This window comes from Streptomyces longisporus, assembly GCF_039532765.1.
GTDB classification, from domain to species: domain Bacteria; phylum Actinomycetota; class Actinomycetes; order Streptomycetales; family Streptomycetaceae; genus Streptomyces; species Streptomyces longisporus.
Genome location: NZ_BAAASG010000007.1, coordinates 1,170,608 through 1,192,495 on the forward strand (window position 1 = coordinate 1,170,608; position 21,888 = coordinate 1,192,495).

A 21,888-nucleotide genomic window follows, 5' to 3' on the forward strand; every position below is an offset into this window, starting at 1 on the left:
GCCGTGGCGGGCCCTGCAGGCCGCCTGGACGCCGTACTGGTCTGCGGCGGCCGCTGGCACGACTTCGACCACGCGCGGCTCAGGCTGCTGGAACTGCTCGCCGAGCATCCGAGGGTGCGCACCACCGTCCACCAGGACTACGACTGCGTGGAAGCCCTCGACCGGGCCGACCTGCTCGTCACCTACACCTGCGACGTCCGGCCCCGCCCGGCGCAGCGGGCCGCGCTCGCCCGGGTGGTCGAGCGGGGCGGTCGCTGGCTCGCCCTGCACGGCACCAACGCGGTGATCGAGCCGTCGACACACGGCGGGACACGGGAGTTCACGACCCCGCGGCTCCTCGGGGAACTGGCCCAGGTACTCGGCAGCCAGTTCCTGGCCCACCCGCCGATCGAGCCGTACGAGGTGCACGTGACCGATCCAGGCCATCCACTGGTCACCGGGATCGGCCCGTTCACGGTCACCGACGAGCTGTACGTCTGCGAGCTGCACGGGGAGTTGGACGTGTTGCTGCACGCCGAGTACACGGGGCCCTGCCGTGGTTTCGCCGAGGGCGACACGGCGGCCCTCGACAGGGCACCCCGACCGGTGCTGTACCTCAAGCAGCACGGTCTCGGCGAGGTCTGCTACTTCACCCTCGGTCACTGCAGGGGCCGTTACGACATGCAGGATCTGGGCGTCGATGACACAGGGCGCGTGGACCGCGGCCCCTGGGACATGCCGGAGTTCCTGACGGTGCTACGACGTTGCGTGGAGCGGACGGTGACCGGCCGGAACCCGGCAGAGGAACGGGCCGGCGCCTGAGGGGCGCCGGCCCTGCGGGGGCGTTCACGCGTGCGGCAGTACCACCGCGCGGCCCTTGATGTCACCGGCGTGCAGACGCTCGTAGGCCGCGGGCGCCTCGTCGAGGGCGAAGGTCTCGACGTGCGAGGAGACCAGACCCTCCCGGGCCAGCTCGACCACCTCCATGAGTTCCTGGCGGCTGCCCCAGTAGGGGAAAGAGGCCGAGGCCTCGAACGGCAGCCCGCCGCCGAAGCCGACCGCCAGGGTGCCTCCGCCGAGGCCGACGATCGTCACATCGCCCTCCACGGCGACCGCCGCCGCGGCCGCGGCGAGCGTCGGCTCGGCGCCCACGAAGTCCAGGACCACGTCCGCTCCGATCCCGCCGGTCAGCTGCCGGATCTGTGCGGCCGCCGCGCCGTCGGAGAGCAGCGTCTCGTGGGCGCCCACGGTATGGGCCAGCTCCAGCTTCTCCTTGCTCACGTCGAGGGCGACCACCGTGGCCGGTGTGAGAGCGCGGAGCAGCTGCACGGCCAGGTGACCCAGGCCGCCGACTCCGATCACCACCGCCGTACTGCCCGGGACCAGCTTGGGCAGCGATTTCCTGATGGCGTGATAGGGCGTGAGCCCCGCGTCGGTGAGCGGGGCGGCCTGCACCGGGTCCAGTCCGTTCAGGGGCACCAGATGGCGGGGCGAGTCCACCAGCATGTACTCGGCCAGGGCACCGGGAGAGCCGAGTCCCGGGGGCAGGATGCCGAGCCCGGCGGCGTGCGGGCAGCAGTTCTCCTTGCCCACCGCGCACTTGGGGCACTGTCCGCAGCCCCAGGGGCCGTACACCGCCACCTCGTCGCCCTCCGCCACCGCGGTGACACCGCTGCCCACGGCCGCGACGGTGCCGACGCCCTCATGGCCGAGCGTCATCGGCAGCGGGTAGGAAAACTGCTCCTCGGGCCACCCCATGACCGCCAGGTCGGAGTGGCACAGCCCCGCCGCGGTCACCTTCAACAGCACCTGGCCCGGACCCGGTCGGGGCGCGGGAACCTCGACGACCTCGGGGGCGTGTCCGACCCTCCGGTACTGCACAGCCTTCATTCTCCGTCTCCTTGTCGATGGTGGGTGATGCGGCCACCCGTCAGTACCAGTGCCACGATGAGGACGGAGCCGGTGAACAGGCTCGCGGCCCACTGCGCGCTGGTGGCGAGCTCATGAGCAGCCACAGGTAGACGGCGCCGATGTTCCGGAAGGACACAGCGGCCGCCGCTCGTCGGACCGGCGTCTCCCGACCCGGGCAGTGGAACGGCCGCCGTCCGCAGCGCGCAGGTCCGCGCCGTTCCTCCGGCACCGGGCCGGCCCAAGACCGTCCCGGATCGGAGAAACTTATGAGGCACTACAGTCTCAAGTGAGTCGGAGTGTGACACGCCTCAACGGCCTTGGCGAGGGGCAACGTCGGCAAATTCGTGCGCTTCCCGGAAGTTTCCGCGCTGACCTCGGCGGATGCGGTCTTCATTCGCGCTCGAGAGTGTTGCTCCGTGCCGTAACTCGTAACTACACTCGTTCTAAAGTTTCTCCCGGAGGAGACATGATGGACGAAACGTCGGAGCTGGGTGCCGCGCGGTGCCCCGGGCCCAGCGTCCAGGACTACCTCGACCAGGACAGCCGCCCGGTCCCGCCCGCTCTGAGGTTCGAGCGGAACGACCCCCTCGGCAGCGAGGACATCGACACCGCCCGCTTCACCTCCCGTGACTGGGCCGAACGTGAGATGCGCCAGGTGTGGCGGCGTGTCTGGCAGTTCGCCTGTCTGGAGAGCGAGATCCCCGAGGTCGGCGACCACGAGGTCTACGAGATCGGCGACGACTCGCTCATCGTCGTGCGTACGGCCCCCGACGAGATCCGGGCCTTCGTCAACGTGTGTCTGCACCGCGGACGCAAACTGCGCACCGGCGGCGGCAACGTGAGCGAGTTCCGCTGCTCGTTCCACGGCTTCGCGTGGAATCTCGACGGCACGATGCAGACCCCGCCCTGCGCCTGGGACTTCCCGCACGTCACCCCGGAGAAGTTCACCCTTCCCGAGGCCCGGGTCGCCACCTGGCGCGGCTTCGTCTTCATCAACATGGACCCGTACGCGGAGTCCTTCGACAGCTATCGCGGCACCTTCGACGACTACTACATCTGGCCGCTGGAGAACCGCTACAAGTCGCTGCACATCGCCAAGGTGCTGCCCTGCAACTGGAAGGTCGCCCAGGACGCGTTCATCGAGTCCTTCCATGTGATCGCCACCCACCCGCAGATGCTGCCGTGGCTCGCCGACGCCAACTCGCAGTACGACGTGATGGCGGACCAGCCGAACTGGAACCGGATGATCAACATCCAGGGCGCGCCCAGTCCCCATGTGGCGGACTCCGTAACGGAGGAGGACGTCCTGGAGACCTTCTACGACTCGCGCGCCTTCTACGCCGCCGCCCAGGGCCGTGACCTGGTCCGGCAGGAGGGCGACGAACTGCCGATGATCCCGCCCGGCGGCACCGCCCGCCAGGTCCTCGCGGAGCGGATGCGCGAGCAGCTGGCGGCCACCTCGACCCAGGACTTCTCACGGACCCCGGACACCGAACTGCTGGACGCCATCAACTACTTGCTGTTCCCCAACTTCAACCCCTGGGGCGGCGCCAAGTCCAACATCATCTACCGGTTCCGGCCCAACGGCCTCGACCCCGACTCCTGCACCGCCGAGATCATCTTCATGTCCTCCCCCAAGCGGTCCGGTGAGATGCCGCCCCCGGCGAAGATCCGCTGGGTGCCCGAGGACATGCTCTTCGCCGACATCCCCGAACTAGGTGTGCTGGGACCCGTCTTCGACCAGGACTGCGAGAACCTGCCCTACGTCCAGCAGGGCCTGAAGGCGATGCGCAAGCCGGGCATCACGCTCGCCAACTACCAGGAGAGCCGCATCCGCCACTTCAACCGGACGCTCGACCAGTGGATGGACAAGTGACCCACCGGGTGTCCGTCAGACCCCTGGGCGCCGAACTCGACGTGCTCGACGGCGAGGACCTGTTCACCGCCGCCCGGCGCCTCGGCTACCGCTGGCCCACCGTCTGCGGCGGCAAGGGCACCTGCCGTACCTGCTTCGTCCAGGTGGAGGAGGGCGTGGAGAACTGTTCCCCCGTGGGCCCGTTGGAACGCGAGGGCATCGAGGCCCTGCGCAGGCCGGTGGACGGCCTGACCCGGCTCGCCTGCCGGCTCCTGGTCGAGGGCCCGGTGACCGTGACCAAGCGCGGCGTGCGCCGCCGAGTGCAGGAGTGAGGCCCCCATGTCCAAGCAAGTGATCCACCCGCTGACCGGGCAGGTGTACCGGCTCACCGAGGACGGACTGGTCGAGGTGACCGACCCGAAGACCGGGGCGCGGGGCGTCTTCGACTTCCAGGCCCGGTGGCAGTCGGGCAAACTGCGCCACGCCGACCTCCAGATGGCCGGCTGGGTCGGCCGGCTCGCCCAGCGGCGCACGGCGCACCCGCAGGAGGGGTGACGCCGTGTCCCCGCGCACCACCCGGGTGGTCTGCCTGAGACGCCGGCCCGCGAAGGAACCTGTCCCAGGTGACTTCGCCGTCGAGGAACGCCCCCTGCCGCTCCTCGGCGAAGGACAGGTCCTCGTCCGCAACCTCTACATGAGCGTCGACCCGTCCATGCGCGGACGGCTGGAGACCACCGAGAAGCACTACACGCACAACTTCACCCCCGGATCACCCCTGGACGGGCGGGCCCTCGGTGTCGTGGAGGAGAGCCGCTGTCCCGCTGTTCCGCCGGGCGCCTTCGTACGTCACCAGCTGGGCTGGCGGGAGCGGGTCGTACTGAACGGGACGGACACCGACGGGGCGGCGCGCATCGATCCCCGCCTCGCCCCGCTGCCCACCTGGTTGGGGCTGCTCGGTCAGACCGGATTCACCGCGTACGTGGGCCTGACCCGGATCGCGGAGCTGCGCCCCGGCGACACCGTCTTCGTCTCGGCGGCGGCCGGCGCCGTCGGTACCGCCGCCGGCCAGTTCGCGCGGCTGCTGGGCGCGGACCACGTCGTCGGGACCGCGGGCGGACCCGGCAAGTGTGCCCTGCTGGTCGAGGAGTTCGGCTACGACGCCGCGGCGGACTACCGTGCCGAGCCGGTGCGCGACGCGCTGGCCCGGATGGCACCCGAGGGCATCGACGTGTACTTCGACAACGTGGGCGGTGAGCAGCTCGCGGCCGCCCTGCACGCCCTGCGGACCGGCGGCAGGGTCGCCCTGTGCGGCATGATGTCGCAGTTCGGCGGCGAGCGACGGACCGTGGACATCAACCATTTGGTCCAGGCGGTCCTCAAGCGGCTGACGCTGTCCGGTTTCATCGTCCGCGACCACGACGACCTGCGGCCGGAGTTCGAGCAGCGGGTCGCGGGCTGGCTCGCCGAGGGCCGGATCACCGCGCGCGAGACGGTCGTGGACGGCCTGGAGAACGCCGCGGGGGCGCTGCTGTCCCTGCTCGGCGGCGGCAATGTCGGCAAGATGCTGGTGCGGCTGGCCGACTGACGCAGGGAATGCCTGAAACGGCGCCCCGGCGAGGGGGCGCCGTTTCTCAGCGCATGGGGCGTGACGCGGCGACCGTGTGGGCCGTCAGGGAGACCCCGACCCGGGGCAGCCCCGCCACGGCCGCGCGGAACTCCTTGATGTGCGCAGTGGCGAAGTGCTCGTCGAGGGCCTGCCGGGAGGTCCAGTGCTCGAACACCCGGATGCGCCGCTCGTCACCGGGATCGGCGGTCATGGCGTAGTCCAGGCAGCCGGGTTCCGCCTCACGGGTCCGCCGGCCCAGTTCGGTGAGTGCCTTCAGCATGGTGGCGCGGTCGCCGGGTTCGTAGTCCATCCAGCCCGCGACGATGACTTCCTCTGCCATGGCGTGTTCCCTTCGTGGTCATGGGCGTGGGCCCGCCGTCCCGTCAGGGGGAGCGGCGGGCCCACGCGTTCCTCAGAGGCCGAGTGCGGCCGGCACGCTGTCCACGGTGACCGTGCCCTGGTCGCCGTCCACCGTGATCACCATGCCGTCCCGCAGCCGTCGTGTCCCGTTCTCGACGGAGATCACGGCCGGGATGCCCAGTTCACGGCAGACCACCACGGCGTGGCTGTTGAGGGCGCCCACATCCACGACGGCCGCCCCGGCGACCAGGAACAGCGGGGTCCAGGCAGCGTCCGTGATCGGCGCGACCAGCACCTCACCCGGTTCCAGCGCCTCGCACGAGGCCGGGTCGGTGACCACCCGCACCCTGCCGGTGTATGTGCCGTGGCTGCCGGCCACGCCACCGAGGACATCGCCCTCGACGGCCGCCGGGGTCCGTTCCTCGGCGCGCCGCGGCCAGGTGCCGACTTCCGTGTGCGCGTCGTCGGCGATGAAGAACGGCGGCTCCAGGTCGTACAGGCCCGCGTACTCCTCGAGCCGCTGGGCGATCACCGGGCCGAAGGACTCCGGGGCGGCGACATAGTCGTCGAGTTCGGTGTCCAGCAGCATCATCACGTCCTCGGGCCGGGCGAACAGCCCCGCGTCGACGCCGCGGCGACCGAGCTCCCGTACGGCCATGCGGATCTCGTTGACGACGGTGACGCAGTTCGCCTTGGTGCGCTCGCGTGCCGGGATCCACACCTGGGAGGCGTGCATGCCGGCGGCGAACAGGGGATGCGTCTCCTCGGGCAGCGCGGCCCGGATCTCCCCTGCCGTCCGCTCGCGCCCTTCCGCCAGCCGCTTCTGGCGGGCGGCGGGGGAGGCGTCGTCGGGGCTGTGCCGGATCCGGTCGACCAGGGCCAGCGCCTGGACGGGCGCCGCCTCCCAGGACAGTGCGTGGATGTCCCACTCGTTGGGGCCGCGGTCGCCGGACTCCGCCAGGAACTCCTCGAAGGAGTCATGGAAGGCCTTCACATCCCCGGTCGCGGTGTCGAGCGCCTGCTCCACCGCGGCCGGACCCTGGTCGAACAGCGCGCTCAGCTCGGCCGAGGCCGCCACCTGCCGGGACAGCGTCCACAGCCCGGTCGAGGGGGAGGCGGAGTCGACGTCTCCGAGACCGCCGATCAGGTCGAGCAGGGCGCCGGGGCGGTCCACGCTAGCGCACAGCGGGCCGAGGATCGCCGGGCCGACGGATGCGGGCAGCGACGACTCGACGTGCCGCTGGAAGGTCGTCTCCACCTCGTCCAGCAACGACCGCGCGTGGGCCACCAGTTCGGCCTCGGACAGCCGCGTCAGGTCGGGGCGCGAGCGGCGCAGGGCGCGCAGCCGTTCCCGGTCGGCGTCGGCCTCCGGGAAGCCGGACTGGCCGAGCATCCGCTGAAGGGTGGCACCCGCCTTGCCGGTCAGCTCCTCGTCCTGGTCGTCCGGGTGCGCCACGTACACCGGCGTATCGGAGCGCTGGCCGACGAAGGCCGCGTCGATCTGGTCCGCCGTCTGGCCCATCCGGATGCCGAACAGCCGCATGTGGGACAGGTTGAGGTAGAAGTGGCCGCCGAACATGCCGACGAACGGCGGCCGGGGGCCGGCCACCTCCTCGTCGCGGTAGACGCCGAACCCGACGAAGCCGCGCCGCCAGCCCTGCAGACCGCGCCCCCAGACCAGGGTCCAGCCCAGGGGGCTCGCGGGGTCCGGCAGGGTCTCGCCCGCGTTGGCCCGGGTGTAGTGCGGCAGCCGCTCACTGCGCTGCCAGTCCGTGATCCAGCTCTTCATGACCGAGCGTCTCCCGCTGTCCGTCCCGGTGCTTCCGGGGCCTACCACTGTGCCGTTCCGCCGTCGACGCTGATGAGCGTCCCCGTGATGCCCGCGCCGGCGTCGCTCGCCAGCATCGAGGCGACAGCTGCGATCTGCTCCACCGTGGTGATCTTCTTGGTGGCGGCGTGCTCGGCGAAGCGGCTGAGCCATTCCTCGTAACTGATGCCCTCGGCCTCGGCGGCGGCCGGTCCGGCGGCCCGCATCAGGTCGGTGTCGACGGCGCCGGGACAGATGGCGTTGCAGGTGATGCCCTGGGTGCCGTACTCGAAGGCGGTCGCCTTCGTCAGCCCGTGGATGGCGTGCTTGTTGGTGATGTAGTGGCTGATCGCCGGCTTGTTGGCCTGCTTGCCCTCCACCGAGGAGATGTTGATGATCCGGCCCCAGCCGCCCGCGAGCATCTTCGGAAGTGCCCGGCGCGTGCCGTAGAAGTAGGCGTTGAGGTTGAAGGCCAGGGCGTGGTTCCAGGCCTCGTCGCTGAGCTCGTGAACGGGGGCGAAGCCCTGGGTGCCGCCTGCGTTGTTGACCCAGATGTCGAGCCGGCCGAACCTCTCGGCGGCGAAGTCGGCGAGGGACTCGATGTCCTCCTGGCTGCTCGCGTCACAGGAGTGGAAGACGGCCCGGTCCCCGGCGTCCAGCTCTTCCAGGGCCTGCTTGCCCTTGATCTCGCTGCGGCCGCTGATGACGACCGTGGCGCCGTCGGCCAGGAATGCCTCGGCGATGGCGCGGCCGATGCTGCGTGTGCTGCCCGTGATCACCGCGACACGTCCGTCGAGGCTGCCCGTAGCCACCATGGTGTTCTCCTGCGCTTGTCGTGGGTCGGTCACCTGGCGGCTGCGTCCAGGTGCTGGTGAACGGTGCGGTGGAAGTGCTGGAGGCCGGGCTCGTTGCGCCCGAAGACGAAGTCGGTTCCCGCTGCGGCCAGGGCCTTCAGCCCCTGCTGGACTCCGTACGTCGTCGCGTAGTCCTCGTCGCGGACCACCTCGTGGAACCAGGCGCCGAACCGGTCGGCGGCCTGGCGCTCCTCCTCGGTGACCGCCGGCTCCCGCAGCAGGATGATCTGCTGGGTCACCGACTCGGTCGCCGTCCGGGGGAGCACCAGGGAGACGGCGATCTTCTGGCGCCAGCCGCCGGCGATCGCGAGTCCCGGGAAGAGCCAGTAGATGGGTCCGACACAGTCCCCGGGGTCACGCCGGTCCGGCGGCAGCTCGACCGCCTGCGCGATGGGGCGCAGGGCGGGTGCGATGCGCTGGTGGGGGCCCCAGGTGTCGTGGGCCATCATGTTGGAGAGGTTCGTCTCGAACACCGTTTTCGGGTGCAGCGAGGCGAAGTGGTACGTCTCCAGGTATCCGTCGAGGGTGACCTTCCAGTTGGGGCTGGTCAGCTCGCTGGTGGAGTAGTGGTGGCACTCGGCCAGCCGGAGGCCCTCCAGCAGCGGCTGCAGATCTCCCAGCCATCCGTCCAGGTCGGGCTCGGCCGCCGGGTCCAGCGAGACGAAGACGATTCCCGCCCGCTCCCCGGCCGGAAGCCTCACCAGGCCACGGCCCCCGCGTGGTACCTCGCCGAAGGTCTTCTCCGCGTACACGCCACGAAGCTCTCCGGCCAGGTCGTACGACCAGGAGTGGTACGGGCAGGTGAGCCGCTTGGACACCCCGCACCCGGCTTCGAGGAGCCGGGCGCCCCGGTGCCGGCAGGCGTTGATCATCGCGTGCACGGCGCCCTGCCGGTCGCGCGTGATCAGCACCGGAACGCCGAGCACGTCGATCGCCTTGTAGGTGTTCGGCCCGGGCAGCTCGCACGACATCGCGAGCGGCAACGGGACACTCCGGTGGACGGCGTCCGTCTCGCGCTGCCAGCGGTCGGCATCCAGGTAGTTGGCCACGGGTTCCGCCCACTGGCCGTCCGCCTCGTGCGTCGTGTTGTCGCGATAATGCGCCATCACCCGCTCGACGAGTTCGGCCGCCTCCCGCCGCATCGCCACGGACGCGGCGTCGGTGGACCGGTCCCGGCTGATCCACGACGAGTACTCGGGAGTGGAGGGGGCGGAGGCCGGTGACCTGCGCTCGGTCGCTGTTTCCCGAATCTCCGGTGAACTGGTCTGGACCACGTTGTCCTCACAATCCTCCCAGCCGCGAGCCGGTGACCGGCTTCGGAACGCGACAGCTGGGCTGTGTCCGAAACTGCAACAGGACTTAGTGTGGTCTGTCAATAGAAAGTGTGGAAGTTGCCGCTCGGTGTCCGGTGGGGGTGCGTGTGATGGTCATGACGCGGCCGTTCGAGGTGGGTGTGGTGGTGCGGGACCTCGGGCTGATGGAGCGCTTCTACTGCGACGTGATCGGCTGCCGCGCCGAGCGCCGCTCGCGTGTGCCCGAGTCCGTCGGAGGTCCGGCGGGGCTCGGTGGCGAGCTGGTGGTCGCCTGGCTCCGGGTGCCTTCCGGGGGGCGCGTCAAGTTGGTCCTACCCCGGTCGGCGCGGGTGTCGACGGGTGCGGCGCCCTGGTCCGCCGGGCGGCCGGGGCTGTCGTATCTCACCTTTCACCTCGACGACCTGGACCCGGTGGTGGCGGCACTGGCCGGGGCGGGCGCCCGGCCTCTGTCGGACCCGGTCGTCGTCCGTGCGGGTGGTCGGCGCATCAGCTTCTGGGCCGACCCGGAGGGCAACGTCGTGGAGTTGGTGGACGAGCGGGGCGGCGACCCGGGCCCGAGGCGTAGTAATTAGAGACGCTGTTCAGTAAGGTGCCTCAATGCTGGTTACTGTAGACCGGTACAAGTAACTCGATTGCTTGGCTACCTCCCTCGGGCGAAGGGGCGGATGATGGCTCAACGAGCGTCAACGGCGTCGAAGAAATCCCCGCAGGTCAGTACCGCGGTCATCAGGGATCTGCACGAACGCATGGTGCGTATACGGCTGTTCGAGACCGAGGCGGGAAAACTCATGGAGGCCGGCAAGCTGCCCGGCTTCCTGCACCTCTATGTCGGCCAGGAAGCCGTCGCAGCCGGCGTGATGACGGCCCTGCGCGACGACGACCAGATCACCTCCACCCACCGCGGCCACGGACACGCCGTGGCCAAGGGTGTCGGCTTCCGCGCGATGTACGCCGAACTGTACGGCCGCGTCACCGGCGCCTGCCTCGGCCGCGGCGGCAGCATGCACATCAACGACCTCACCCGCGGCATGCTCGGCGCCAACGGCATCGTCGGGGCAGGCGTCCCCATCGCCGTGGGCGCCGCCTTCGCCGCCCGCTACAAGGGCGAGGACAGCGTCGCCGTGACCTTCTTCGGCGACGGCTCCACCAACATCGGCGCCTTCCACGAGGGCGCCAACATGGCCGCCATCCTCGGCCTGCCCGTGGTCTTCGTCTGCGAGAACAACGGCTACGCCGAGTTCACCCCGCAATCCGGGCACATGCTGCTCACCGACGTCGCCGACCGGGCCGCCGCCTACGGCATGCCCAGCGTGATCGTCGACGGCATGGACGCGGTCGCCGTCCACCGCGCCGCGACCGACGCCGTCGCACGGGCCCGGTCCGGCGCCGGCCCGATGATGATCGAGGCCAAGACCTACCGCTACTTCGACCACCAGGGCGTCAAGGGCCTGCGCCACCCCTACCGCTCGGACGAGGAGGTCGCCGAGTGGAAGGCCCGCGACCCCATCGACCTGATCGAGACCCGGGCCCTCGCCGACGGCACCGCCACCCGCGCGGAACTGGACGACGTATGGCAGCGCACGCGCGACGAGATCGCCGAAGCCATCGCGTACGCCGAGGCGAGCCCGCTGCCCGACCCCGCCGACCTGCTGCTGAACGTCTACTCGGGATGACCGCCATGACCACCACCACCGAGGCGCCCGCCGCCACGCGCAAGCTCACCTACGTCAAGGCCTTCAACGAGGGCCTCGCGCAGGCCATGCGCGAGGACGAGAACGTCTTCGTCGCCGGGGAGGACGTGGCCGGATACGGCGGCGTGTTCCGCATGTTCGACAACCTGCTCGACGAGTTCGGGCCCCGCCGCATGATCGACACCCCGATCTCCGAAGCCGCCCTGGTCGGCCTCGGCGTGGGCGCCGCCGCCCGGGGTCTGCGCCCCGTCGTCGACCTCATGTTCATGGACTTCATCGGCGTCTGCCTCGACCAGATCGTCAACCAGGCGGCGAAGATGAAGTACATGTTCGGCGGCGCGCTGTCCGTGCCGCTCACCATCACCACCGCCTCGGGAGCGGGCCTCGGCGCCGCGGCCCAGCACAGCCAGAGCCTGGAGGCGTGGCTGGCGCACGTGCCCGGCCTCAAGGTGGTGATGCCGTGCGACGCGTACACCGCCAAGGGCCTGACCGTCTCCGCCATCCGCGACGACAACCCGGTCGTCGTCATGCTCAACAAGGTGCTGCTCGGCAGCACCGGCGAAGTACCCGAGGAGATCTACGGCATCCCCCTGGGCCAGGCGCACACCGCCCGGCAGGGCTCCGACGTCACCGTGATCGCGCTGGGCCGCATGGTGGGGGAGGCACTCGCGGCGGCCGACGAACTCGCCGCCGAGGGCGTGGAGATCGAGGTGATCGACCCGCGCACCGTGCAGCCGCTGGACACGGAGACGATGTTCGCCTCCGTCCGCCGCACCAACCGGGTGCTCGTGGTGCACGAGGCCGTCACCTTCGGCGGGCTCGGCGCGGAGATCGCCGCCCAGATCCAGGACGTGGTCTTCGACTACCTGGACGCGCCGGTCCTGCGCATCGGCGCCCCCTTCTCCCCGGTGCCCTTCTCGCCGGTCCTGGAGAAGGCGTACGTGCCCGATCGTGCCCGCATCGCCCAGGGGTGCCGGCGTCTCCTCGAAAGGTCGTGACGACGTGGCGGTCGAGGTTCTGCTGCCGAAGATCGGCCTGACCATGCAGGAAGGCACGATCGACGAATGGCTGGTGCCCACCGGCGCGGCCGTCGCCGAGGGCGACGCGCTGCTGCGGCTGGCCACCGACAAGGTCGACGTGGACGTCGAGGCGGAGGCCGGGGGGCTGTTCCACCCGGTGGTCCAGGCCGGGGCCACCGTGCCGGCCGGGACCCTCATCGGCTGGCTGCTGGCCGAAGGTGAACAGCCACCGGAGGCGACGGGGGTGCCGACGCCCGCCGGGTCCGGGGCCGTCCGGGGCACAAGTGCCCTGGCTGCGGCGGGTGGTGGCAGTGCGGGTACAGCCGACATGTCGGCCGCGGTCGGTGGTGCGGGCGCCCCGGCCGACCACGGCGGTACCGGCGCGGCGCCCGCACCCGTCGGCACCGGCGGCCGGCTCCTGTCCTCGCCGTACGCCCGGCGGGTCGCCGCAGCCGTCGGCGTCGAGCTCACCGCCGTCCGCGGCTCGGGCCCGGGAGGCCGGATCGTCTCCGAGGATGTGGAGGAGTTCTTCGAGGCCCTTCCCGAGGCCCCCGTCATGCCGGTCCCGCAGGAGGCCACGCCCTCCTCCCCGCTGGTCCGCAAGCTGGCGAAGGAACGCGGCATCGACCTGTCCGAGGTGAACGGCACGGGTCCGGGCGGCCGCGTCCGCCGGTCGGATCTCGACGCGGCCACCGCTGCCCCCGTTCGCCGGAACGCGGCTCCTCGGCCCGGCGACGTCCTCCCGCTGACCGGGATGCGCGGCACCATCGCCCGCAGGATGCACGCCAGCCTCCAGGAGATGGCACAGCTGACGCACGGCTACGAGGTGCGGATGGACGCCGTCGTGTCCCTGCGCCGGCGGCTCAAGGAGGAGTGGGCCGACGCTGAACTGCCGGTCCCCGGCCTGGGCGACTTCGTGCTGAAGGCCGCGGCCCTGGCCCTGCGCGAGCACCCCCTGCTCAACGCGACCGTCCTGGACGACGGCATCCATCTGCTCGACGGCATCCACCTGGGCTTCGCCGTGGCCGTACCCGGCGGACTCATGGTGCCCGTCATCGAGGACGCGGCGGCGCTGCCGCTGCATGAGATCGCCCGCCGGTCGAAGGAACTGGCGCAGACCGCGCGCGAGGGGCGGATCTCCCTCGCACAGCTGGAGGGGGCGACGTTCACCGTCACCTCGCTCGGCGGATACGGCGTCGACTTCTTCACTCCGGTGATCAACCCCGGCAATGTCGGGATCCTCGGCGTGGGCAGGCTCAGGGACGGCGTCGAGTGGGTGGAGGACCGGCCGTTGCGAACCCGGGTGCTCACCCTGAGCCTCACCTTCGACCACCGTGCCGTCGACGGCGCACCCGCCGCCGAGTATCTGCGCACGGTGGGCGAGTTGCTGGGCAAGCCCCTCCGTCTGCTGGTGTGATCCTGGTCGAAGGCGTCGGCGGCATGGAGCAGGGCGTCGTCGAGGGCGCGCAGGGCGGGAGCCATGGGGGTCCCCCCGCGCGAGCGAAGCCGAGCGTGGGGGAGGTGGGGTGCGGGCAGCGGCCCGGTGTGCGTGTTCTCCCGTACGGCGGCCGCGAGCCGCCGTGGCCCTTCGGATGCCCGCCCGGGGACGGCCTCCCCGGCCCAGGCGAGCGCGGTGGCGGCCTCGGCGAGCGGCAGGGCGGCGGCGTACTGTCCGAGGTCTATCGGGCCGGGTCGGCGATCCGCTCCGCGAGGTCGCCGACCTCGCGGACGAATGAGCGGTGGCCCAGCGACCGGTACACGTCATCCCCCCTGACCTGCGAGGTGGCCGCGGTTTCCAGCAGCGCCAGCAGGCCCAGGCCGTTCACCGCCGCCTCGGCGTCGGAGACGGAAGCGCGCGCCTTGCGGACCAGCCGCACCAGCTCCTCCAGCAACTGCGTACGGCTCTCCTGGCGCAGCGCCTCCGCCTCCTGGCTCATACCGGCCGACGACACGAAGAACACGGTGGCGGCGGACCGGTTCTCGGCCATCCACGCCAGGAGGGCGGTGATCGCCGCTCCGGTGTGCGCACCGGGCTCGTGGGCCTCCGTGATCGCCCGCAACTGCTCCCGCAGCGCCGCGGCGAACGCCCGCATGGCCTCCGCCAGGACCTGGTCCTTGGAGGAGAAGTGGTAGTACACCGCGGCAGAGGTCATCTCCGCGCGAGAGGCGATGTCGGCCACCGTCACCTCGTCCGGCGGCTGGGTGGCGAACAACTCGGTGGCCGCCTCGATCACCCACTGCTTGCGCGAGGGGCGGTGAGCGGCGCGGGTTCCGGATGTCGTCATGGTGTCAAGTATGCCGGGACCTGACTGCGCCGGAGGCCAGTGTGCAGCAGGAATTGTGCGGTCGGCGGGTGGGAGTTACTGGATACAATGGTCAGTACCAGAGATCACGGGTGCGGACCGACGGCAGCCGGGCAGGGAGCAGGATGGCCACCACGAAGAACGGCAAGCAGCCCGCCCACCGGCCCTCGCGCCGGCAGCACATCATCGGCGCCGCCGTACGGGTCTTCGGCCGCAACGGATTCGCGGAGACGAGCATCCAGGACATCGCGGACGAGGCCGAGGTGGTCCCCACGGCCGTCTACTACCACTTCGACGGCAAGGAGGAACTGCTCGAACTCGCCATGCGCCGGGTCTTCGACCAGCTGAACGCGGTGGTGGAGGCGGCCCGGCCGGACTCCGAGCCGGGTGACGCCGAGGGCCTGGTCCGCGTCATCGACGCCGTATGGGAGTGGGTGGAGAAGAACCCCGACGAGGCCCGGCTCTACCAGGTCCAGGTCGCCTCCGCCAACGGCAGCGTGAAGGTGCTGCGGGACGAGTTCGAGCAGCGCCACATCCAGCGTGGCTACGACTACCTGCCCGAGGGCAGCACGCGCAGCCCTCGCGCGGCGAAGGCCCGGCACGCGGGACAGGCGCTCGCCGTCCGCACGCTGATCAGTACGACGATGCTGGTCACCGCGTTGCGGGCGGAAGGAGGACCGCTGTCCCGGCTGCCCTCCCGGGCCGTGCTGCAGGCGGTCAGGGAGCTGGCGCTGCGCATCGTGGCCGCCGAGGAGACGCCGGCGGGGCAGCAGGGGTCGGCCAAGAAGGCCACGTCACGGACCTGAGAGGGTTCACCAGGGCGGTGGCCTGCGGTCGGCGAACGCCCATCGGTTGTCTCGTCGCCGTCGGGAAGCGTCGTCTGCCGTACCGGAGTGTCCGCGCCCTCCTCCGGCCCGCCCGGCGCGGACGGGCCGCCCAGCCGACCGGCTCGGCCGCGAGTACGCGGGTGAGTGCGTGGAGTGCTGTCTTGGAGATCCGGCAGGCGGGATGCCGGCCGCAGTCCTTGATCAGAGGCGGGGCCATCGGCCGACGGTGCGGCACGCCTCCTTGGCGGCCGTCCGGTCGCGCGCCCGACCAGGACGCGCAGTCCCCGGCCCGCCGGCTGCCGGCCCATCTCCAGCCCGAGTCCCGCGTGCCCCACCGGTCACCAGCGCGGTTGTGTCACCGTGCCCCATGGCTTGCCGGCCGCCTCTCACACCGTCAGGACCGAGCAGGCGCTGATCCCGGGTGCCCCGTAGACATGTGTGAAGCCCACCCGGGGAGCGCCCGGCACCTGCGCGCCGGGTGCCCGGCCCTGCAACTGCCGTACCACCTCGTGGAACTGACGCAGTCCGGAGGCACCGACGGGCTCCCCGCCGGCCAGACAACCGCCGTCGGTGTTGACCGGCATCCGGCCCGTGGGATCGGTGGCCCCGGCGGTCAGCAGCTCCTCCTGCTCGCCGTGGCCGCACAGTCCGGTCTCCGCGAGGTGGACCAGCTCCGAACCGCTGTCCGTGTCCTGAAGCTGCGCGACCTGCACGTCCGCGGGCCGTACGCCCGCCGCGCGGAAGGCCGCCTCCGCGGCGTCGACACTGGGGCTGCGGTGGGGGCCCGGCGGCAGCCAGGGGGAGAACACCTCGAACGAACCGAACCGCCGCGTCCGGAAGGCCAACGAGGCCAGCCTGACCGGCTGTTCGCACAGGTCGAACGCCCGGTCGCCGAGCGCCAGGACCAGGGCCGCCGCGCCCTGTCCGGGCGAACAGAACATGTACTTGGTGAGCGGAGGGTTGACCTCGGCGGAGTCCAGGATCTCCCGCTCCGTCAGCGGTTTGCGCCGCCATGCCAGGGGGTGCTGGGCGCCGTTGCGGAACGCCCGCTCGGCCACCATCGCCAGCGCCCGCTCGGACATTCCGTGCTCGTACAGGTACCGCTGGGTCTTGAGCGCGAAGAACTGGGTGGTCAGCATCATGCCGGTCTCGGCGTACCAGTCGCCCAGGCCGTAGCGGGCCGCGGAGACGTGGAACGCGCCGCGTTCGTGCTTGTCGAAGCCCACCGCCAGTCCCAGGGAGGCCTCGCCCGCGCGCAGGGCGTTGGCCACCGCGAGGACCGTGGAGGCACCGGTCGCGCAGCCGTTCTGCACGTTGGCGAAAGGTACTCCCGTCAGCCCCAGACGGCCCACCAGGGTGTCCGGCTTGCCGGACACGTCGGAGCCGCCGGCCGCGTAGCCGATGTCCGCCCAGGCGACACCCGCGTCGGCCAGCGCCGAGCGTACCGCCCGTTCGGCCATGTCCATGCCGGTGACGCTGTCGTCGCGGCCGAAGGGATGCATCCCGCATCCCACCACGTACACGTCGTCGGGCCGCTTCACAGCTCTCCGTCCCGCTCCGCGCGGAACGCGAAGGTGACGACCTCGGTCCCGTCGTCGTGCCGGTACGCGGGCACCAGGGTGAGCCGGACCGGCAGACCGATCCGGATCTCATCGCGGGGCACCGCCAGCCGCGCTTCGACCAGCACCTCGCCGAGGTCCACGTAGCCCACGTGGTACGGCCGGTAGCCGTCGGCCGGCGGCCGGTACGGCGGTTTCGGCGGGAACGCCTGGAGCGTCCACGACCACACCAGCCCTCTGACCGGCAGCACCTGCTCGGACATCACCCCCTCCGCGCACCTGGGGCACGAGTCCTGCCGGGGAAAGACGACCGTGTGGCACGCGGAGCAGCGGGCGCCCACAAGACGCGGCGTGTCCCCGCCCTCGTGCTCACGGTCGTCCGGGTTCTCGAACAGTGACTCGTCGATGAGTCTGGTGGCCATGTTCCCGCCCTCCTTCCACGTCACCAGCCCAGCAGGGCGGCCAGCCGTTCCCGGTGGTGCGCGGCGCCGCCCAGCAGCACCCCGTCGGACTGCGCGCGCCGGAAGTACAGGTGCGCATCGTGTTCCCAGGTGAAGCCCATTCCGCCGTGGAGTTGCACGCACTCGGCGGCGACGGAGACGAACGCCTCACCGCACCACGCCTGTGCCACCGCCGCCGCTTCCGCCAGTGCCCGAGGTGAGCCGTCCGCCCGGACCGCGCGCACCACGGCCGACCGTGCGGCCTCGACCTGGAGCAGCATGTCGGCGCAGGCGTGCTTGACCGCCTGGAAGCCGCCGATCGCCCTGCCGAACTGGGTGCGGTCGCGCACATGGGCCACCGTCATGTCCAACGCGGCCTGGGCTCCACCCAGTTGCTCGGCGGCCAGGGCCACCAGGGCCACGTCCAGTGCGCGGGAGACGACGTCCGCCCCCTCGCCGCCCGCGGTCAGTGCCCGAGCCTGGGCGCCGTCGAAGGTGACCACCGCCTGACCCCGGCTGAGGTCCAACGTGGGCACCCGGCGCACCGAGACACCCGGCTCTCGCGGATCGGCCAGGAAGACGTCCACGCCGTCGGCCCCCGTCGCGGCCACCACCAGCGTCTCGGCGTCGGCGCCGTCGAGGACGAACGGCGCGGTGCCGTCCAGGAGGGGAACGCTGCCCTGCCAGGACACGGCCACCGGCACGGCGTCGGCCCGCCACGTGCCGTCGGGTGCGACCACGGCCAGGGCGTGTACGACGCCCTCCGCCAGCTTGCCCAGCGCCTTGTCGGCCGTGCCGCACCCGGCCAGCACCTGTCCGGCCAGCACGGTGGAGGACAGCAGCGGTACCGGCGCAAGCATCCGGCCCAACTCCTCGCAGACGGCGGCGATCCCGGCGAGGCCGCCGATGCCTCCCGCAGATCCGGGCAGGCCCAGTGCCGCGAGGCCGACCTGTCGGCCGAGGGTGTCCCACAACCCGGCGTCGACGCCGGGGGCCTCCTCGGTCAGCCGGCGTACCGCGGCGGTGCCGCCGGCGTCCGCGCACACCGCGCGGACGGTCTCGCGGAGGTCCTCCAGTTCGGTCTCCGACAGGGCTGTGCCCTCGGTCTCAGGCACGATGCTCGTCATCGTCTGCTCCCGCTGGTGTCCTCGCGTGCGCGCAGCGCGCTGTGCGCGGCCGCCATCCGGGCCACCGGCACGCGGTGCGCGGAACACGAGACGTAGTCGAGGCCGAGGCCGTCGCAGAACGCGATCGACTCCGGGTCACCGCCGTGCTCACCGCACACGCCCAGCTTGACGCCGGGCCGTACGCTCCGGGCCCGCTCGGCGGCCAGACCGACCAGGGCGCCCACCCCGTGCGGGTCGAGCCGGGCGAACGGGCTGGCGCTCAGGAACCCGCGTTCCTGGTACGAGGCGAGCACCTGGCGTTCGACGTCGTCCCGGGAGAACCCGTAGGTGAGCTGGGTGAGGTCGTTGGTACCGAAGGAGAAGAACTCGGCGTGCTCGGCGAGTTCCCCGGCCAGCAGTGCGGCGCGCGGGGTCTCGATCATCGTGCCGAGCCGGTACGGGACCTGCACCCCGGTGCGGGCGGCGACCGCGGCGGCGGCGTCACGTACGTACGCGGCCACGGCGGCCAGTTCCTCCGGCAGGCTGACGAGCGGGATCATCACCTCCAGTTCCGGCCGGACCCCGGTGGCGGCGACATCGGCCCAGGCGGTGAAGAGCGCCTCGGCCTGCGCCGGGTAGAGCCGCTCGTGCAGCAGCGCCAGCCGCACCCCGCGCAGCCCGAGCATCGGGTTCGCCTCGCGCAGTGCGGCGGCCCGCTGCTCCTCGGCCGCGTCCAGGGCCTGCCCGGGGGCGGGAAGGAACTCGTGCAGCGGGGCATCCAGCAGGCGTACGGTCACCGGGCGGTCGCCCACGGCGGCCAGCAGCGCGGTGAAGTCCTCATGCTGGGCGTGCTCCAGGGCCACCAGGGCCTCGTCCCGGGCGGCCGGGTCGGCGGCCAGGAGCACCCGGCGGATCAGCGGCAGCCGCTCGCCGAGGAACTGGTGCTCCGTACGGCACAGTCCGACACCCTCCGCGCCCAGCGCGAGGGCCGTCTCCACCTCGGCGGCTGTGTCGGCGTTGACCCGTACGCCCAGTCGGCGGATGTCGTCCGCCCAGGTCAGCAACGTGGACAGCTCGGGCGGCGGTCCTGCGACGCTGACGCTCAGCGTGCCGGCGTAGACGGCACCGGTGCGGCCGTCCAGCGAGATCGGGTCTCCCTCGCGCACCACGCGCTCTCCGAAGCGGACCGTTCCGCCCGCCCGGTCCACGCGCAGCCCCTCGGCGCCGCACACGGCGGGCTTGCCGGCGCCCCGCGCGACCACGGCGGCATGCGAGGCGATGCCGCCGCTGCCGGTGAGCACGGCGACGGAGGCCAGCATGCCGGGCACATCCGCCGGGGTCGTCTCGGCGGCCACCAGCACGACCCGGATGCCGTCCGCGGCCAGTTCCAGGGCCCTCTCGCTGGAGAGCGCCACCGTTCCGGTCGCCGCTCCCGGCGACGCGGGCAGGCCCCTCACGAGGGGTTCCTCCCCGCCGGTGAGCCGCAGTCGGGGGTGGAGCAGTTCCTGTACCTGCGCGGGGGTGATCCGCCGGACGGCCTCCTCGTGGCCGAGCGCCCCGTCGCGCGCGAGGTCCGCTGCCAGACACACCGACGCCCGCAGCGGCGGGCGGAGTTGGGCGGAGGCGGCGAGCAGGGAGATCTCGTCGTCGCGCATCTCGAAGTCGACCGACACCGGCGCGCGCAGGTGCCGCTCCAGGGTGAGCAGGGAGTGTTCCAGGAGTGCGGTGCCGCCCGCGAGCCGGTCCAGCGGTTCGGCCAAGTGCGGCGGCGGGGAGCTGCGGCGCACCCCCCGGTAGAAGGAGCCGTGTGGGGACAGACGCCCGGTCTCGGGATCGCGGCTGACCGCCGTGCCGTAGCCGGAGTGGTCCGCCGGGCCGATGCGCAGGGCCTGCACATGCAGAGCGAGGGCCAGGTCGGCGGGGAGCCGCTGGGCCCGGCGGGACCTTCGCGCCCGCGGCGAGTCCCACCGGGCGAGCAGGGCACGGGCGGCAAGCGCCAGCTGCTGCGCCGGGTCGTCGGGGAAGGGCCGGGAGCCGTGCTCCGCCACCAGGGACAGCAGCACCTGCACCCGCGCCCGCGGCCCCGGCGTGTCGAGGAGGGCGTCGTCGAGCAGCGCACCGGGAACGTCCAGGGCGTGTTCGGCGATCACGCGTACGGTGGCGGCCCACACCTCGTACAAGGCGTCCGCTTGCCCGATGACGGCGCAGAGGGCCTCCGCCGTGCCCGGTGCCACGCCGAGACAGGCCAGGTCCGGTGGCAGGCCGGCGATCTCGGTCGGCGCGCTCGCCGACAGGCGCAGCAGCAGCGGCCGGGCCGTGTCCCCGATCCGCCGTCCCGAGAGCTGTTCGACGAGGTCCACGGAGGCTTCGGCGGTGGCGGGTTGGCACAGCGCCGCGGCGGAGGTCGCGGGCACCGTGAGCCCCGGCACGACCGGCAGACCGAGGGCCACCAGCCCGTCCATCGCCGCGCCGTGCGCGCCCAGCTCGTCGGCGTCCAACCCTCGGATGCGTCCTTGCCCGTATGGAACGAGGAGCCGGCCGGGAGGTCCGGGATTACCGGACGAAGTGAGGGGCGCTTCGGACGGTGCGGGTGGGCCCGCCTCGTGGTCGGTGACGCTCACCCCCGCCCCCCGGTGACGAGCTCCTCTTCACGGGCCTCGTCCTCGGCGCGGCTGATGCCCAGCACCAGCAGCAGTTCCTGGTGCAGCCGCATCCACACGGTGTGGTAGGAGTCGCACAGCGGCGAGGCCAGCCACTGAGGCGCGCCGTCGTCGAAGCGGTCGAGGGCGTCCTCCAGGTCCGTCAGGTACCGCCCACTGCCCGCGAGCACCCGGTCCAGCCTGCGCAGCACGGGCTGGATGGCCTCGTGCACGTCCTCCAGCGACTCGCGCACCCCGGCGTCGTAGACGTCGTCGGAATGGTCGTTGGCGGTGCCGTCCGGGCGGCACTGCCATGCCGTGCACACGTCCCGGATCTTCCGGTTGACCGGCAGGAACGCCTCGTACGCCGCGGTGATCCGCTCCTCCTGTTCGGAGCCGGCGGGAACCCGCAGCAGCTGCGCGACGGCGGCCTTGGCCCGCTCGGTCGGCAGCACCACCGGCCCCTTCACCGTCGCCAGCCCGGAATCGACCAGCGGCCGGTACTCGGAGTCCGGACGACCGCGCCACATGCCACGCAGAACGAGGTCGACGACGGCTTCGGTGAGGGGCTCGTCGGACGCGTCCGGAAGGTCCACGGCAGCAGATTGCATCGCCACAC

General features: G+C 71.8%; 22 protein-coding genes and 1 pseudogene. 10 read left to right on the forward strand and 13 right to left on the reverse strand.

All coding sequences use genetic code 11. The features are described from left to right. The first annotated feature begins 3 nt into the window (after positions 1-3). A complete protein-coding gene (locus tag ABD355_RS16745; RefSeq protein WP_344401107.1) occupies positions 4-801 on the forward strand; it encodes a ThuA domain-containing protein in 798 nt (265 codons plus the stop codon). A gap of 24 nt (positions 802-825) precedes the next feature. Here the strand turns inward: ABD355_RS16745 and ABD355_RS16750 are convergent, their stop codons facing one another. Together ABD355_RS16750 and ABD355_RS16755 are read right to left on the reverse strand one after the other, a co-directional pair. Next, positions 826-1,869, reverse strand: coding sequence for an NAD(P)-dependent alcohol dehydrogenase (locus ABD355_RS16750; RefSeq protein ID WP_344401108.1), 1,044 nt, complete (start codon positions 1,867-1,869; stop codon positions 826-828). Beyond that, a complete protein-coding gene (locus tag ABD355_RS16755) occupies positions 1,866-1,994 on the reverse strand; it encodes a hypothetical protein (RefSeq protein WP_344401109.1) in 129 nt (42 codons plus the stop codon). Before ABD355_RS16755 ends, ABD355_RS16750 begins: the two co-directional genes overlap by 4 nt. Before the next feature lie 365 nt (positions 1,995-2,359). Here ABD355_RS16755 and ABD355_RS16760 point away from each other — a divergent pair, with 365 nt between their 5' ends. Genes ABD355_RS16760 through ABD355_RS16775 form a run of 4 tightly spaced genes read left to right on the forward strand, consistent with a single transcriptional unit; the run spans position 2,360 to position 5,330 of the window. Next, positions 2,360-3,766 carry an aromatic ring-hydroxylating oxygenase subunit alpha gene (locus ABD355_RS16760; protein WP_344401110.1) on the forward strand — a complete coding sequence of 469 codons (1,407 nt, stop codon included), beginning with the start codon at positions 2,360-2,362 and terminating at the stop codon, positions 3,764-3,766. 8 nt (positions 3,767-3,774) lie between these two features. Next, on the forward strand, positions 3,775-4,077 hold the full coding sequence (locus tag ABD355_RS16765; protein ID WP_344401111.1) for a 2Fe-2S iron-sulfur cluster-binding protein: 303 nt from the start codon (positions 3,775-3,777) through the stop codon (positions 4,075-4,077). A gap of 7 nt (positions 4,078-4,084) precedes the next feature. After that, on the forward strand, positions 4,085-4,300 hold the full coding sequence (locus tag ABD355_RS16770; RefSeq protein WP_344401112.1) for a transposase: 216 nt from the start codon (positions 4,085-4,087) through the stop codon (positions 4,298-4,300). Between the two features lie 4 nt (positions 4,301-4,304). After that, positions 4,305-5,330: an NADP-dependent oxidoreductase gene (locus tag ABD355_RS16775; RefSeq protein ID WP_344401113.1), complete on the forward strand. Its 1,026-nt coding sequence runs from the start codon at positions 4,305-4,307 to the stop codon at positions 5,328-5,330. A 46-nt stretch (positions 5,331-5,376) separates the two neighbouring features. Here the strand turns inward: ABD355_RS16775 and ABD355_RS16780 are convergent, their stop codons facing one another. The 4 genes from ABD355_RS16780 to ABD355_RS16795 form a co-directional block, all read right to left on the reverse strand. Beyond that, positions 5,377-5,691, reverse strand: a complete 315-nt coding sequence (locus ABD355_RS16780; protein ID WP_344401115.1) for a putative quinol monooxygenase — start codon at positions 5,689-5,691, stop codon at positions 5,377-5,379. Positions 5,692-5,763: 72 nt separating this feature from the next. Next, positions 5,764-7,500 (reverse strand): PEP-utilizing enzyme, encoded by a 1,737-nt coding sequence (locus ABD355_RS16785; RefSeq protein ID WP_344401117.1) that lies wholly within the window; start codon positions 7,498-7,500, stop codon positions 5,764-5,766. A gap of 41 nt (positions 7,501-7,541) precedes the next feature. After that, complete coding sequence (locus tag ABD355_RS16790; RefSeq protein WP_344401119.1) at positions 7,542-8,333, reverse strand: SDR family NAD(P)-dependent oxidoreductase; 792 nt, start codon at positions 8,331-8,333, stop codon at positions 7,542-7,544. Between the two features lie 29 nt (positions 8,334-8,362). Then, positions 8,363-9,646, reverse strand: coding sequence for an aromatic ring-hydroxylating oxygenase subunit alpha (locus ABD355_RS16795; RefSeq protein WP_344401121.1), 1,284 nt, complete (start codon positions 9,644-9,646; stop codon positions 8,363-8,365). A gap of 155 nt (positions 9,647-9,801) precedes the next feature. On the opposite strand from ABD355_RS16795, the gene ABD355_RS16800 reads away from it, so the two are divergent. The 4 genes from ABD355_RS16800 to ABD355_RS16815 all read left to right on the forward strand — a co-directional run bounded on the left by ABD355_RS16800 (position 9,802) and on the right by ABD355_RS16815 (position 13,812). Continuing rightward, a complete protein-coding gene (locus ABD355_RS16800) occupies positions 9,802-10,257 on the forward strand; it encodes a VOC family protein (protein WP_344401122.1) in 456 nt (151 codons plus the stop codon). Positions 10,258-10,431: 174 nt separating this feature from the next. Continuing rightward, entirely contained in the window at positions 10,432-11,358 is a 927-nt protein-coding gene (locus ABD355_RS16805; RefSeq protein WP_344401123.1) for a thiamine pyrophosphate-dependent dehydrogenase E1 component subunit alpha, read from the forward strand. Positions 11,359-11,363: 5 nt separating this feature from the next. Then, positions 11,364-12,374 carry an alpha-ketoacid dehydrogenase subunit beta gene (locus ABD355_RS16810; RefSeq protein WP_344401124.1) on the forward strand — a complete coding sequence of 337 codons (1,011 nt, stop codon included), beginning with the start codon at positions 11,364-11,366 and terminating at the stop codon, positions 12,372-12,374. Positions 12,375-12,378: 4 nt separating this feature from the next. After that, the gene (locus ABD355_RS16815; RefSeq protein ID WP_344401125.1) at positions 12,379-13,812 is read left to right on the forward strand and encodes a dihydrolipoamide acetyltransferase family protein; all 1,434 of its coding nucleotides are present in this window, start codon (positions 12,379-12,381) and stop codon (positions 13,810-13,812) included. On the opposite strand, the pseudogene ABD355_RS16820 reads toward ABD355_RS16815, so the two are convergent. Next, positions 13,797-14,066: pseudogene (locus ABD355_RS16820) on the reverse strand (FUSC family protein); the annotation flags it as partial. The gene ABD355_RS16815 and the pseudogene ABD355_RS16820 overlap by 16 nt on opposite strands. Positions 14,067-14,074: 8 nt before the next feature. Beyond that, complete coding sequence (locus tag ABD355_RS16825; protein WP_344401126.1) at positions 14,075-14,680, reverse strand: TetR/AcrR family transcriptional regulator; 606 nt, start codon at positions 14,678-14,680, stop codon at positions 14,075-14,077. A 143-nt stretch (positions 14,681-14,823) separates the two neighbouring features. On the opposite strand from ABD355_RS16825, the gene ABD355_RS16830 reads away from it, so the two are divergent. After that, entirely contained in the window at positions 14,824-15,504 is a 681-nt protein-coding gene (locus tag ABD355_RS16830; RefSeq protein ID WP_344401127.1) for a TetR/AcrR family transcriptional regulator, read from the forward strand. A 407-nt stretch (positions 15,505-15,911) separates the two neighbouring features. Here the strand turns inward: ABD355_RS16830 and ABD355_RS16835 are convergent, their stop codons facing one another. The 5 genes from ABD355_RS16835 to ABD355_RS16855 form a co-directional block, all read right to left on the reverse strand. Beyond that, positions 15,912-17,066: a thiolase family protein gene (locus tag ABD355_RS16835; RefSeq protein ID WP_344401128.1), complete on the reverse strand. Its 1,155-nt coding sequence runs from the start codon at positions 17,064-17,066 to the stop codon at positions 15,912-15,914. Further along, complete coding sequence (locus tag ABD355_RS16840; protein WP_344401129.1) at positions 17,063-17,506, reverse strand: Zn-ribbon domain-containing OB-fold protein; 444 nt, start codon at positions 17,504-17,506, stop codon at positions 17,063-17,065. Before ABD355_RS16840 ends, ABD355_RS16835 begins: the two co-directional genes overlap by 4 nt. Positions 17,507-17,526: 20 nt before the next feature. Further along, complete coding sequence (locus ABD355_RS16845; protein WP_344401130.1) at positions 17,527-18,651, reverse strand: acyl-CoA dehydrogenase family protein; 1,125 nt, start codon at positions 18,649-18,651, stop codon at positions 17,527-17,529. After that, positions 18,648-21,128: a putative PEP-binding protein gene (locus ABD355_RS16850; RefSeq protein ID WP_344401131.1), complete on the reverse strand. Its 2,481-nt coding sequence runs from the start codon at positions 21,126-21,128 to the stop codon at positions 18,648-18,650. The genes ABD355_RS16845 and ABD355_RS16850 overlap by 4 nt, the downstream gene beginning before the upstream one ends. A gap of 119 nt (positions 21,129-21,247) precedes the next feature. Next, entirely contained in the window at positions 21,248-21,880 is a 633-nt protein-coding gene (locus ABD355_RS16855) for a hypothetical protein (protein ID WP_344401132.1), read from the reverse strand. Between the last annotated feature and the right edge of the window lie 8 nt (positions 21,881-21,888).